At 54.5% G+C, this 12,586-nt stretch carries 12 protein-coding genes; 6 read left to right on the forward strand and 6 right to left on the reverse strand.

What is annotated here, in order from left to right; translation table 11 throughout:
• Window positions 1-61 precede the first annotated feature (61 nt).
• Together DAI21_RS16415 and DAI21_RS16420 are read right to left on the reverse strand one after the other, a co-directional pair.
• Window positions 62-808, reverse strand: a complete 747-nt coding sequence (locus DAI21_RS16415; RefSeq protein ID WP_107703656.1) for an SDR family oxidoreductase — start codon at window positions 806-808, stop codon at window positions 62-64.
• A 124-nt stretch (window positions 809-932) separates the two neighbouring features.
• A complete protein-coding gene (locus tag DAI21_RS16420) occupies window positions 933-1,820 on the reverse strand; it encodes a LysR family transcriptional regulator (protein WP_107703657.1) in 888 nt (295 codons plus the stop codon).
• A 157-nt stretch (window positions 1,821-1,977) separates the two neighbouring features.
• Here DAI21_RS16420 and DAI21_RS16425 point away from each other — a divergent pair, with 157 nt between their 5' ends.
• The 5 genes from DAI21_RS16425 to DAI21_RS16445 all read left to right on the forward strand — a co-directional run bounded on the left by DAI21_RS16425 (window position 1,978) and on the right by DAI21_RS16445 (window position 7,272).
• Window positions 1,978-2,559, forward strand: coding sequence for an isochorismatase family protein (locus DAI21_RS16425; RefSeq protein ID WP_107703658.1), 582 nt, complete (start codon window positions 1,978-1,980; stop codon window positions 2,557-2,559).
• Window positions 2,560-2,812: 253 nt separating this feature from the next.
• Window positions 2,813-3,871 carry an alkene reductase gene (locus tag DAI21_RS16430; protein WP_107703659.1) on the forward strand — a complete coding sequence of 353 codons (1,059 nt, stop codon included), beginning with the start codon at window positions 2,813-2,815 and terminating at the stop codon, window positions 3,869-3,871.
• Between the two features lie 269 nt (window positions 3,872-4,140).
• Window positions 4,141-5,625 carry a carboxypeptidase M32 gene (locus DAI21_RS16435; RefSeq protein ID WP_100780324.1) on the forward strand — a complete coding sequence of 495 codons (1,485 nt, stop codon included), beginning with the start codon at window positions 4,141-4,143 and terminating at the stop codon, window positions 5,623-5,625.
• Window positions 5,626-5,774: 149 nt separating this feature from the next.
• A complete protein-coding gene (gene asr / locus DAI21_RS16440) occupies window positions 5,775-6,173 on the forward strand; it encodes an acid resistance repetitive basic protein Asr (RefSeq protein ID WP_095281884.1) in 399 nt (132 codons plus the stop codon).
• Window positions 6,174-6,450: 277 nt separating this feature from the next.
• Entirely contained in the window at window positions 6,451-7,272 is an 822-nt protein-coding gene (locus DAI21_RS16445) for a serine protease (protein WP_100780326.1), read from the forward strand.
• A 1-nt stretch (window position 7,273) separates the two neighbouring features.
• Here the strand turns inward: DAI21_RS16445 and DAI21_RS16450 are convergent, their stop codons facing one another.
• From DAI21_RS16450 to mdtJ, 3 genes are all read right to left on the reverse strand, one after another.
• Window positions 7,274-9,436 carry an EAL domain-containing protein gene (locus DAI21_RS16450; protein ID WP_107703660.1) on the reverse strand — a complete coding sequence of 721 codons (2,163 nt, stop codon included), beginning with the start codon at window positions 9,434-9,436 and terminating at the stop codon, window positions 7,274-7,276.
• 83 nt (window positions 9,437-9,519) lie between these two features.
• Window positions 9,520-9,849, reverse strand: coding sequence for a multidrug/spermidine efflux SMR transporter subunit MdtI (gene mdtI / locus DAI21_RS16455; RefSeq protein ID WP_107703661.1), 330 nt, complete (start codon window positions 9,847-9,849; stop codon window positions 9,520-9,522).
• Entirely contained in the window at window positions 9,836-10,198 is a 363-nt protein-coding gene (mdtJ, locus tag DAI21_RS16460) for a multidrug/spermidine efflux SMR transporter subunit MdtJ (protein ID WP_100780329.1), read from the reverse strand. Before mdtJ ends, mdtI begins: the two co-directional genes overlap by 14 nt.
• Window positions 10,199-10,628: 430 nt before the next feature.
• On the opposite strand from mdtJ, the gene DAI21_RS16470 reads away from it, so the two are divergent.
• The gene (locus DAI21_RS16470) at window positions 10,629-11,663 is read left to right on the forward strand and encodes an AI-2E family transporter (RefSeq protein WP_100780330.1); all 1,035 of its coding nucleotides are present in this window, start codon (window positions 10,629-10,631) and stop codon (window positions 11,661-11,663) included.
• Here DAI21_RS16470 and DAI21_RS16475 read toward each other — a convergent pair.
• On the reverse strand, window positions 11,650-12,582 hold the full coding sequence (locus DAI21_RS16475) for a zinc-dependent alcohol dehydrogenase family protein (RefSeq protein ID WP_107703662.1): 933 nt from the start codon (window positions 12,580-12,582) through the stop codon (window positions 11,650-11,652). The genes DAI21_RS16470 and DAI21_RS16475 overlap by 14 nt on opposite strands.
• Between the last annotated feature and the right edge of the window lie 4 nt (window positions 12,583-12,586).

Genomic DNA, 12,586 nt, shown 5'->3' on the forward strand with positions numbered 1-12,586 from the left:
CTGTGAAAAGTAAAATGCATGCAGTGATGAATGAAAAGCAGAGACAGATGACAACCTGGGATTATCCGTTTCGGCGTACTACATTCTCCCGCGTAGGTCCCTGAAAATAGAGGGTACTCACATGGCAGCTTCGGGGCTGCATCAATACAAAACGTACCGCTTCCCAGATTGAACGCCCGTTCAACAACGCCTCACCCATTTTAACCGTGCCATTCGGCAGTTCATTTAAATCGGTCATTTCAAAATCGGGTGGATACAGACCGGTGACGCGAATATTCTCCTTCGCAAGCTGGTGTGACAGCGTCTGCGTAAAACCGCTCAGACCATGCTTACTCGCAAAAAATGCCGGATGTGCAATTGAATCTGTAAAGCCAGGAATACCACATGCTGAGATGATGGAAATAATATCTGCCGAGCTGGAACGTCTTAAGCAGGGAAGTAAAGCCTGAGTGAGTAAAATCGAGCCTGTAAGACCAGAGCTAATGGTAGTAATGCATTCTGATGCGGGTTGATCCTCTAATTCCCCGGACAACCATTGTGCGGCGTTGAGAATAAGGATATCGACCGGTGCATCTGAATTTGTTATTAGCCCTGCGAACTCTTCTATGGATGCCACATGGGTTAAATCACAGACATAGCCCCTTGCCTTCCCGCCTTCTGCTGAGACGATACCGCAGGTTGTCTGAATATCTTCTGGCCGCCGCGCGCAAAATTCCACGTCAACCCCTTCGCGAGCCAGCCAGACAACCAATGCCTGACCAAACCCACTGCCACCTCCGGTGACAACCGCTCTTTTACCTCGCAACATTCAACCTGCTCCTGTATTGGCGATCCATGAAACGTTGACGAATATAGTGCAGGTTAGTACAGCGAGACGTCTTCCCGTTTGTGCCATTCGGTTCAGATTAAGCAAAAAAGAAGACTGTTCTCTGTCAGTCCGTTTTTTCGCTTAATTTCTCGCGCAGAAATTCAATGAATACCTGAGTTTTTGCAGGTAACAAACGCGTCTCAGTCAGCGCATAAATGGTGACCTCTTCTGCCTGCCAGTCAGGCAAAACCCGTGTCAGTTTATTATCGATAACCTCTTCCTCGACAATTTTGTCCGGCAGGATTGCAATGCCAGCGCCCATCTCGGCAAAACGACGCATCATACCAATGCTGTTCATCTGAAAACGCCCGGTCGGCGTGATGCTGATTTCGTCTTCTTTACGCTGTAATAACCAGTGGCCGGGCTTATCCTGGCGCATAGCAATACATTCATGATGTGTCAGTTCATCAGGATTGTCGGGCGTGCCGTTGCGACGTAAATACGCCGGGGAGGCATAGAGGCTTCGAGGGAGCGAGCCGAGCTTTCGCGCAATAAGACCGGAATCAGGCAAACTACCCATGCGAATCGCCAGATCATAGGGTTCCGAAACCAAATCGACATTTCTTGGCGTTAAATCAAAATCGAAGCTTACCCCCGGATGGCAGTCCGAAAACGCTTTGATGAGCGGTGCGAGAATAACTACCGCAAAATCGGCAGGCAAAGAGACCCGCAGCATGCCCTGTGGCTGAGCCAGGAGAGAACCGAGCTGCTCATGTGCCAGACGTGCTTCATCAATGATGCGTCGGCTTCGTTCGTAATAGATCTGCCCCGCTTCAGTCAGCTCAATCTTGCGCGTCGTCCGGTGTAACAGCCTGAGGCCAATAAACTTTTCAAGCTCATTTATTTTGCGGGACAACGTGGAGTTCGGCATGCCGAGAGCCTGAGCTGCGCCACGAAAACTGCGCGCTTTGACGACCTCGACAAAGTAGGACATGTGGTTAAGAAGTTCCATATTCATTGTGCCATTGATGGAATATTTAATTCTGATTTTAGCTATTTATCCCAAAAATTAACAGTACTATACTTTAGTCATTCGCAGGAGATACCTGCACAAACTCTGATAAATACTAGCTATCTCAGTCAGTTAACCACAAAAGAGGATTATCTTTATGAGCTTTGAAAAATTCACCGCTGACAATGCCGCCATGCTGATGATTGACCATCAGGTCGGTACGATGGGCTGGGCTAAATCGATGGCGTTTGACGAACTTAAACGCAATGCACTGATGCTGGCTAAATCTGCCGCCATTCTGGATATGCCGGTGGTGCTTACCTCCAGCATGGAAGAATATGCGCAGGGGCCGCTGCTTGAAGAACTGAAATCCATTCTGCCAGAAGAATTTGAAGCACGAATCAAACGCATGGGCATTGTGAATGCCATGGACGATGAGAACTTTGCCGCCGCCGTTCACGCAACCGGCAGAAAAAAACTGATTATTGCGGGCGTAACTAACGACGTCTGTACGGTATACCCGGCGCTGTCGCTGGTTGCAGCCGGGTTTGACGTGCAGGTTGTTGCGGACGCCGGTGCTTCTCCAACCAAAATGGCCGACGACATCGCCCTGCGCCGTATGGATAAGAATGGCATCACGCTTACCACAACGAACCAGCTGATTGCTGAGCTGGCAGGAAGCTGGGCGACACCGCAGGGTGAAAAACTGGTTCAGGTATTAATGGAATCTTTCCAGTAAACACTGCGCTGTTGGCCACTGACCCAGCAACAAAATCTTTCTGTGGTGAAATGAACAGTGGAAATATACGTCAGCGTATATCATCCCCACAGAAAGCGCCGTGATACTTTTATATTTTTTGTTGCTCACCCTTTATCCGTTGAGCGTTATTACCTTTACGTTTTCCTTCAGCATGCCGAGCTGCTGAATTAGTTTATTTTTATTATCTCAGGGAATTTACCGCCTTTATTTTTCAGCCTATAGGAAAAGAAAAATGAATAAAATATTTACCCCATTCACACTCGGGAAATTAACGCTCAACAACCGCCTGGTCATGGCCCCCATGACTCGCAGCCGTGCTGAATATGATGGCACGCCGGGTGCTCTTGCGGTTGAATATTACGCACAGCGCGCCGGTGTGGGTCTTATCATTGCAGAAGGGACACAGCCCAGCGATGACGGACAGGGATATTTGATGACGCCGGGTATTTACACCGACGCGCACGTGGCCGGCTGGAAAACTATCACTTCAGCCGTTCACCATCAGGGTGGACATATGTTCATTCAGCTTATGCATGTCGGGCGCATGAATCATCCAGACAACACCCCGCATCATCGTCAGGGCGTTGCGCCGTCCGCCATTGCTCCCGGTGTACAGATGTTTACAGCAACCGGGATGCAGGATATTCCGGTGCCACGAGAACTGACAACGGAAGAAATCGCCAGCACCGTGGCTGATTTTCGTTACGCAGCCAGACGCGCGATGGAAGCTGGCGCAGACGGCGTGGAAATCCACGGTGCTAATGCCTATTTGATACATCAATTTTTGGCACCGAGCGCTAACCAGCGCACAGATGAATATGGCGGTTCCATTGAGAACCGAGCCCGATTTGCGCTGGAAGTGACTGCAGCCATCGCCGATGAGATTGGTGCAGATAAAACGGCAATCCGTCTGTCGCCGGGCAGCAAGATCTGGGGTATTGATGAAGGTGAAGAAGGCCCGGCGCTTTATCGTTATCTGGTGGCTGAGCTAAATAAACTCGGACTGAGCTACCTGCATATTATGCATATGGGCAATGAGGAATTGCTTAGCGAGCTGCGGGCATTGTGGTCGCAATCGTTGATACTGAATCGCCCGGGCAAAAGCAGAGATGCCATCGGCGATGATGTCGAGTCCGGATTTGCTGAACTGGAATCCTATGGCCAGATGATTTTGGCTAATCCAGACTTTACCCGTCGTATTAAAACAGGGGCACCGCTGAACAATGCCGATCCGGCAACGTTCTATGGCGGTGGTGCCGAAGGATATACGGATTATCCTGCAATGCAGTAATTTCTCGCACGAAGAGAGAGGATGGGCATTTATACTCATCCTTTTTTTATTACGCCGCACTGAGTCTGAAAAATGCGGTGAGTTTTAGTCCTATTACAGGTCACGAAAAGCTCCGCCCCCGTCAGGATATATATTTCAAAATTCAGCACTGAAATTCATGAATACGCCCTGAGATGAATATTCATAGTTGATTACCTCACCGTCGTGTCAGAAACGCGCATATCTGTTACATTGCCAGAACCATCGCCCGATTCCGACACGAGGACCTCATGAATAACAACAACTACCAACAACTCACCCGCACGTTCCAGCGTCTCTCCCGTTTCTCCCATCTCTCCTCCATCGCCAGCTGGGACATGTTCGCCATGATGCCGCCGGGCGGGAGCCAGGCGCGTGGGGAAGCACTGGCGGAAATGAGCGTGTTACAGCATCAAATTCTGACGGATAAAAAAGTGGGCGACTGGCTGGCCGCTGCCGAAAGTGAAGATCTTAATGACGTTGAACGCGCCAACCTGCGCGAAATGACGCGCCATTTCCAGCAGGCCTCCCTGCTGCCGGAATCGCTGGTGGAAGCCAAGTCTCTCGCCGGGAGCAAATGTGAACACGCCTGGCGCACCCAGCGTCCGGCTAATGACTGGCAGGGTTTTTCAGCCAACCTGAAAGAGGTGGTGAAGTTCAGCCGTGAAGAGGCGCGTCTGCGTGCCGAAGCCAAGGGCTGCACCCCATACGACGCTCTGCTTGATATCTTCGAGCCAGACATGACCAGCGCCCGCCTCGACGTGCTGTTTGGCGATCTGAAATCCTGGCTGCCCGATCTGCTGTCACAAGTGGTAGAGAAGCAGTCACAAAAATCGTTCGTTCCGCCACAAGGCCCTTTCCCGACCGCCGTTCAGCGTGAGCTGGGGCTGGAAGCGATGAAAATGCTGGGCTTCGATTTTAACGCCGGGCGTCTCGACGTCAGCGCCCATCCGTTCTGCGGCGGCGTGCCGGAAGATGTGCGCATCACCACGCGTTACGATGAAGACGAGCTGCTGAGCGCCCTGTTTGGCGTGGTGCACGAAACCGGCCATGCGCGCTATGAGCAAAATCTGCCGCGCAACTGGCTCGGCCAGCCCGTCGCTCTGGCGCGCTCCACCGCCATCCACGAATCCCAAAGCCTGTTCTTCGAGATGCAGCTGGGCCGCAGCAATGCGTTCCTGAAACATTTGCTCCCGGCGGTACATGCCCGCTTTGGCAGTCAGGCGGCGTTTAGTGAAGAGAACTTCATCGCCTGGAACCAGCGCGTGAAACCGGGCTATATCCGTGTTGATGCGGATGAAGTGAGCTATCCGGCGCACGTGGTATTGCGTTACGAAATTGAACGCGCGCTGATCAACGGTGAAATCGAAGTGGACGACATCCCGGCCCTGTGGGACGAGAAAATGCAGGCGTGGCTTGGGTTGTCGACAAAAGATAACTACCGCAACGGCTGTATGCAGGATATCCACTGGACCGACGGCGGCTTTGGCTACTTCCCGTCATATACGCTGGGGGCGATGTATGCCGCACAGCTGTTCAGCGCGGCGAAAACGGCGCTGCCGGGGCTGGAGTCTTCTGTTGCGGAGGGTGATTTCTCGGCGCTGTTTGACTGGCTGAACCAGAACATCTGGCAGCACGGCAGCCGCTTCACCACTTCGCAACTGATTACCCAGGCCACGGGGGAAGATCTTAACAGCCGCTACTTCCGTGACCACCTCACCTCCCGCTATCTGTAATCCCCGGCGCCGGGGCGTGTACCCGGCGCTGTACATTCCGTTACACGCCGATACCAATGACTCACGGAAGCCTCGAATTCATAAGGATATAGTTATTTCAACGGCCCCGCAGTGGGGTTAAATGAGAAACCAAATTCGAGGGTATGAGAATGAAAAAAGTATTAGCTCTGGTTGTTGCCGCTGCTATGGGTCTGTCTTCTGCTGCGTTTGCTGCTGATGCTGCAACGTCTGCTACCCCAGCTCCGGCTGCTGCTGCGACCACGAAAGCGGCGCCAGCAAAAACTGTACACCACAAAAAACACAAGAAAGCCGCTGTAGAGCAGAAAGCTCAGGCCGCTAAAAAGCACCACAAAAAAGCAGCAACCAAACCAGCCGCCACCACCACTACGGCTGCGCCAACTGAGCAGAAAGCCCAGGCTGCGAAAAAACACCACAAGAAAGCCGCTGCTAAACCTGCTGTAGAGCAGAAAGCTCAGGCTGCTAAAAAGCATCACAAAAAAGCAGTAAAACACGAAGCGGCTAAACCAGCTGCACAGCCTGCTGCGTAATCGCACTCGCTAAACCGTGCCCCTCGCGGGCACGTTGCTAAACCGGCGCTGAGCTGTATTTATCGGCGCCGTTTTTTTATCCGGAGGGCGTATGCTGCGGCGCTATCGGTTTGAGTTCATTCTTATCACGCTTATTTTATGCGCGATTATCGCCAGCATGTTTTATCTTTCCTGATTGTAGCACGCTGATTTTACTCCCACTTTAACGCCGTCCCGTCTATAGTATTTTCATAGGGTTCAACTTTTTATAATCATAATTACCCCACCAGAGTGTGATATGCGGAAAACTGTTGTGTTGTTACTGGGAACGTTCTGTCTCTTTTCAGGCCTGGCACATGCAGACGATGGCGATGATAGCGCCATGGCTGCCAAAGAGATCAAAACGCTGTTCTTTGGTCATGATGACCGCACGCGTGTCACCGATCCGACCGGGGCGCCCTGGGATGCCATCGGGCAGCTGGAAACCGCCAGCGGCAACCTGTGCACCGCAACCCTGATCTCACCTCATCTGGCCCTGACCGCCGGGCACTGTTTACTGATCCCACCGAAAGGCAAGCCGGACAAAGCCGTTGCGCTGCGTTTTATCTCCCAAAAAGGTCTCTGGCGCTATGAGATCCACGGCATCGAAGGTCGTGTCGACCCGTCGTTAGGCAAACGCTTAAAGCCGGACGGCGACGGCTGGATTGTGCCGCCGGCGGCAGCCGAGTGGGATTTTGGTCTGATTGTTCTGCGCTATCCGCCCTCGGGGATCACTCCTCTGCCGCTGTTTGATGGCGACAAAGCGGCGCTGACGGCAGCCTTAAAAGCCGCCGACCGTAAAGTCACGCAGTCGGGTTATCCCGTCGATCACCTGGATTCGCTCTACACCCACACGGACTGCATCGTCACCGGCTGGGCGCAAAACAGCGTCTTATCCCACCAGTGCGATACGCTGCCGGGCGATAGCGGCTCTCCGCTGATGCTGAAAACCGACGGCGGCTGGCAGTTGATTGGCGTACAAAGTTCAGCGCCTGCCGCCAAAGACCGCTGGCGCGCCGATAACCGGGCGTTATCCGTGACCGGTTTTCGGGAAAAACTTGAAGCGCTGGCGCAGGAATAGCTCAGCCATATTTGATTTCACGTAATTCCATAATCGCCTCGATGGGCATCGGCTGGCTGAACCAGAACCCTTGCAACTGGTCGCAGCCCGCGAGGCGCAGCAGTTTCATCTGCTTTTCGTTTTCCACGCCTTCGGCCACCACCGCCATCCCCAGTGCACTGGCAATCCGCACGGTGCCGCTCACCAGCGCCGCCGCCTGTTCGTCGTTATCCACCAGCCCGGCCAGCGATTTGTCGATCTTGATGGTGTCAAAATTAAAACGGCGCAAATAACCGATGCTGGAGTACCCCGTGCCGAAATCATCCAGCGCGACGGCGATGCCCAGCGCTTTAAGATTCGAAATCGCGGCCCTGGCGCGCTCCGGGTTTTCCAGCACGTAGGTTTCCGTCACTTCCAGCTGCAGACGCGTAGCCGGGAAACGCGTCATTTCAATGACCTGCGCCACTTTGTCCTCAAATTCGGGATCGCGAAACTGCGCCGGAGAGATATTTACCGACAGCTTCAAATCACCAAAAGGCTCCAGATCCTGACAGGCACGGCGCAGGACAAACTGCCCTAAACCATAAATCAGGCCGCTGGTCTCGGCGATACTGATAAACACATCCGGCCCCAGCTCCCCCGCCGGACGCCGTGGCCAGCGCAGCAGCGCCTCGACGCTGGTCATTTTCTGGCTACGCGCATCGATAATCGGCTGGTACCAGATGTCGAACTCGTCGCGTTCCATGCCGCTGCGGATCTCATTTTCAATCGCCAGCTGCTGCTCGCGCACGCTGTTCAGTTCAGCGTCATACTGAGTGACGCGGCCCTTGCCGGTAATTTTCGAGTGATACATGGCGATATCGGCCCGGCGGAACAGCTCCGAGCTGGTGCATTCGATCAGCGTGCCGCTGGCAATTCCGATGCTGGCGCTGATGTGAATGGTGCGCTCACCGAGGCGCAGGGGCGCACTCAGGAATTCGAGCACGTTATCGGCAAACGCCGCCGCCTGCGCCTGTGAATGGTCGCCGCCAATCAACATCGCAAATTCATCGCCTCCCATGCGGGCCAGCATGCCCCCTTCCGGCACCCGTTCACGCAGGGCGCCGGCCATCATGATGATCAGGTCGTCGCCCACGTCGTGACCGTAAATATCATTCACATCTTTAAAACCATCGAGATCGATAAAGACCACGCTTTTGACATCAATATCGCCGCGCAAACTTACCCGCTCCAGCTCCTCAATCAGGGCGCGCCGATTGGGCAGATGGCTCAGCCAGTCCGTCCGCGCCACCCACCGGGCCTGATTTTCTCCGCGCGCCAGTTTGTACAGCCCGACGCTGCTCAGCAGAATAAACAGCAGGATCAGTCCCGCCGCCAGGGTAACAATTTGCGTGATGTCGTTCGACGCGGCGCTGGCCGCCTGCGCACCGGGCAGTCGCGGCTGCCAGTTGAGATAGCCCAGCAGCTCGCCCGCCGAGCTTTTCAGCGGAACGCTGGCGATGCTGGTGTGATCGACGGTGAAATTGAGATCTTCAATCTGAAAGGTATTGCCCAGATCGCTCAGAATTTGCGGATTCAGGTGGCGGGTGATCACCAGGTAACGGCGCACATCGTTGTGCACCTGCAGGCGGCCAATCATCGGGCGGATTAGCCCAATGCCGACAAACGCTACCCCCTGGCGCGTGCGGGTGATCCCGGCGTAGATATTTTTCTCAGCGCGCAGCGCGTCGGCGTTATCGCGAATCAGCGCCTTCAGGCCATTGCCAAAAAAATCGAGGTTTTTCTCGTGGAAGGCTTTGCTCTGAAACGACCCCCACAGCACGTTGAAATGCTCGTCCAGCACGAAGGTGCCGTCGTACAAATTATTGATTTTAAAGCCTGCCCCCCAGGTATTGTACAGCCACTGGGTGTTCAGCACCGGGGGATACACCTCACGAACGGCATCATCCCAGACGGCATTATCAATCACCAGCGACCAGACGCGGTTGGCCGACGTCTGGATCGCCCCTTGTACGGAGAGCGCCGAACGGTGTTCATCTATTTCGTTGGTTTTACTGCTGATGAGGTGCAGGGAAAGGTAAAGCAGCGCGATAATGGAAACGATCAGGCCGATCCCGGCCATAAAAATCATGACAAACAGGGTTTTCGCGGTGGGAATATTGCGCCAGCTTAATGGGTTATACATTCGCCGCCCTCTCAAAAGCACTTCTTTCTAAGAGTAATACAGGTAGCGAATTTCGCTGCCCGTAAATACAGGCAGCGATCACATCAGGCCAGTTTTATCATGATCATGCCGGCGAGCAGCAGGGCCAGGCCAATCCAGCCTTTACGGTTCAGACGTTGGCCGAACAAAATCCAGCCCGCCGCCAGCGTTGCGGCGATACCGAAACCGCCCCACAGGGCGTAGGCCACGGAAAGATCGATCCCTTTCACCGCCTGGGACAGCGCGCTGAACGCTCCCAGCACTGCGGCGATTGACATCAGGCCGTAGACTTTACGGCGGAAGCCATCAGAGAATTTCAGGAATACGTTGGCGGCAATTTCCAGCACAATCGCCAGTGCCAGCCACGCCCCATGTACCCACTCAAACTGTTGCATGAGTTGGCTCCTGTGGCTGTTTTTTGCCTTTGCGGGTGCCCGATTTGATCAGCACAATGCCCGCGACCAGGGTGGTCAGACCGGCAATTTTCATCGTTGACAGGGTTTCATCAAATAACATCACGCTGAACAGCGTGATTAACAGAATACCGATCCCCTCCCACAACGCATACGCCACGCCGAGGGCGATCTTTTTAACCGCGAACGACAGAAAAATATACGAAAGGGAAATCATCACCAGCATTAAAATAAATCCGGTGTTGCCATCGCTGACGCTTGCCCATTTCATCGACAAGGTTCCGGTAATTTCAGCGATAATGGCCAGGGCTAACAATATCCAGTAAAACATGGTACTTCTCCTGCATGAGAATATAAATCACTGCAGCTTGTCGAAAACGACAAACCCAAAAATATGATATAAATCAGTTAGCCAGACGCATGGCGTCAGCTCAGGCAGAAGTCGGGACTATAGCGCGTTGCGCCAGTGTTGCTCACCGGACAGCAGGCAGAGGGAGGTGGAAAATACAGCGGTGTTATTTGAAAAGTACGTCCTGAACAGATTGTCCATAATATTACAATTATCCGCGGTATTGCTTCTCGTCATTGCGGATGAAAATTGTCCTCGGTAGTTAAACACGTCTGATTTGTACCATAAGCTAAGGATTTACTCAAAACATTTTCAATTCTTTACCCTGCCCGTTTTATTTTCGTTCGCATATAAAATGCGCGTTGCCGTTATTATCATTATTATAAATAAAAAGCGTCACGCGGGAACTCACATGGCTAAGCCCATCATTACACTGAACGGACTGAAAATTGTCATCATGCTCGGCATGCTGGTGATCATTCTTGCGGGGGTACGTTTTGCCGCCGACATCATTGTGCCCTTTATTCTGGCGCTGTTTATCGCCGTGATCCTCAACCCGCTGGTGCAGCGTATGGTGCGCCTGCGCGTCCCGCGGGTGCTGGCGATTACGTTGCTTATCACGGTGATTATTCTGGCCATGGTGCTGCTGGTGGCGTATCTGGGCACCTCCCTGAACGAGCTGGCGCGCACCCTGCCGCAGTACCGCTCCTCGCTGGTCGTGCCGTTACAGCATCTCGAACCCTGGCTGCAGCGCGCCGGGATTGAAGTCTCCGTGGAAGAGTTGCTGAAGTACATTGACCCCAATGCCGCCATGACGCTGGTGACGGCGCTGCTGTCACAGCTTTCGAGCGCGATGACCTCGATTTTCCTGCTGCTGCTGACGGTAGTGTTTATGCTGATTGAAGTGCCGCAGCTGCCCGTGAAGTTGCAGCAGATGATGTCCCGCCCGGTTGAGGGGATGGAGGCGATTCAGCGGGCGCTGGACAGTGTTTCTCGCTACCTGGTGCTGAAAACGGCCATCAGTATTGTGACCGGTCTGGTGGCGTGGGCCATGCTTGCCGCGCTGGACGTGCGCTTCGCGTTTGTCTGGGGGCTGCTGGCCTTTGCACTCAACTATATTCCCAACATTGGCTCGGTGCTGGCCGCCATCCCCCCTATCGCTCAGGTGCTGGTGTTTAGCGGACTGTACGATGCCCTGATCGTGCTGGCGGGATACCTGGTGATAAATCTGGTGTTCGGCAATATTCTCGAACCGCGCATGATGGGGCGTGGGCTGGGGCTGTCCACGCTGGTGGTCTTTTTATCGTTGATCTTCTGGGGCTGGCTGCTCGGCCCGGTCGGGATGCTGCTCTCCGTGCCGCTGACCATTATCGTGAAGATTGCCCTCGAGCAGACGGTGGGTGGCCAGAGTATTGCCGTTTTGCTGAGCGACGTCAGCCATCGCTGATCGCAAACACCGGCTTCGCGATCCTGCCCGCCTCGCGGTAATACGCCAGCGCCGGACGCCACGCTGTAAGGGAAAACAGCGTGGCGTCGCCGCCGTGGCTGGCCTGCAGTTTCGGCCAGATTTCACGAAACTCCCCCTGCCACTCGGCCACGCTCATTCCCGCCAGGTAATTACGGATATGAAACCAGCGCACCTGCGGCTGTTGCCGGAACAGCTTCCCGGACAGCAAACCGTAGCTGACAAACACGCCTGCCGCAGGCAGCGTATTCAGGATCTGCTCGGCCACCTCGCCACCCGTGGCGTCGTAGACAATATCCGCGTCTTTGGCGATGGAGTGGATCGCCGCCGTGTCGTGGTGTGATATTGGCGTGATCCCCCGCGCCACCAGCCGGTCGGCGTGAACCGCTGAACGATGAATGCCGTACACGGATTCGGCCCCCACCTGAAGCGCCCACTGTCCTAGCAGGAGCGCACAGTCCGATCCGGCGGCCGTCAGCAGCACGCGCTTTCCCTGTGGCGGAGAGTGTTTCAACATCAGCTGCGCGGCCAGCGGGTTGATGTACGCGCGCGCGGCAAGCACGGAATCGATAAAGTCGGGCACAAGAACCGCCAGATCCGCCGGACAATCCACTATCTGCTGCCAGGTTCCCTGTCCGCGCAGCGGCAGCACCCGTTTACCGGTCCAGTCGGGCGGCCCGTCAATCACCACCCCAACCCCCTCATAACCCGCAATGGCAGGCAGTGGCGTGCGATGGCGATAAGCCCCGGTGATGGGGATCAGATCTGAGGCGTTGACCGGCGCGAACAGCATCTGCACCCGCAGCAGGCCGGGAGTCAGCGGCCCGCAGACGGAGGATTCCAGGTGCAGCACCGATTCCGGCTCACCAAAACGGCGATACATTAGCGCAACGTTGTTCATCAGC

The organism is Lelliottia sp. WB101 (assembly GCF_003051885.1).
Lineage (GTDB): Bacteria > Pseudomonadota > Gammaproteobacteria > Enterobacterales > Enterobacteriaceae > Enterobacter > Enterobacter nimipressuralis.

Bases quoted from the DNA above. Each gene is read 5' to 3' on its own strand.
- DAI21_RS16470 (WP_100780330.1), top strand. From the start codon at position 10,629: ATGGCTAAGCCCATCATTACACTGAACGGACTGAAAATTGTCATCATG.
- DAI21_RS16450 (WP_107703660.1), bottom strand. From the start codon at position 9,436: ATGTATAACCCATTAAGCTGGCGCAATATTCCCACCGCGAAAACCCTG.
- DAI21_RS16435 (WP_100780324.1), top strand. From the start codon at position 4,141: ATGAATAACAACAACTACCAACAACTCACCCGCACGTTCCAGCGTCTC.
- asr (WP_095281884.1), top strand. From the start codon at position 5,775: ATGAAAAAAGTATTAGCTCTGGTTGTTGCCGCTGCTATGGGTCTGTCT.
- mdtI (WP_107703661.1), bottom strand. From the start codon at position 9,849: ATGCAACAGTTTGAGTGGGTACATGGGGCGTGGCTGGCACTGGCGATT.
- DAI21_RS16415 (WP_107703656.1), bottom strand. From the start codon at position 808: ATGTTGCGAGGTAAAAGAGCGGTTGTCACCGGAGGTGGCAGTGGGTTT.
- DAI21_RS16420 (WP_107703657.1), bottom strand. From the start codon at position 1,820: ATGGAACTTCTTAACCACATGTCCTACTTTGTCGAGGTCGTCAAAGCG.
- mdtJ (WP_100780329.1), bottom strand. From the start codon at position 10,198: ATGTTTTACTGGATATTGTTAGCCCTGGCCATTATCGCTGAAATTACC.
- DAI21_RS16475 (WP_107703662.1), bottom strand. From the start codon at position 12,582: ATGAACAACGTTGCGCTAATGTATCGCCGTTTTGGTGAGCCGGAATCG.
- DAI21_RS16430 (WP_107703659.1), top strand. From the start codon at position 2,813: ATGAATAAAATATTTACCCCATTCACACTCGGGAAATTAACGCTCAAC.
- DAI21_RS16445 (WP_100780326.1), top strand. From the start codon at position 6,451: ATGCGGAAAACTGTTGTGTTGTTACTGGGAACGTTCTGTCTCTTTTCA.
- DAI21_RS16425 (WP_107703658.1), top strand. From the start codon at position 1,978: ATGAGCTTTGAAAAATTCACCGCTGACAATGCCGCCATGCTGATGATT.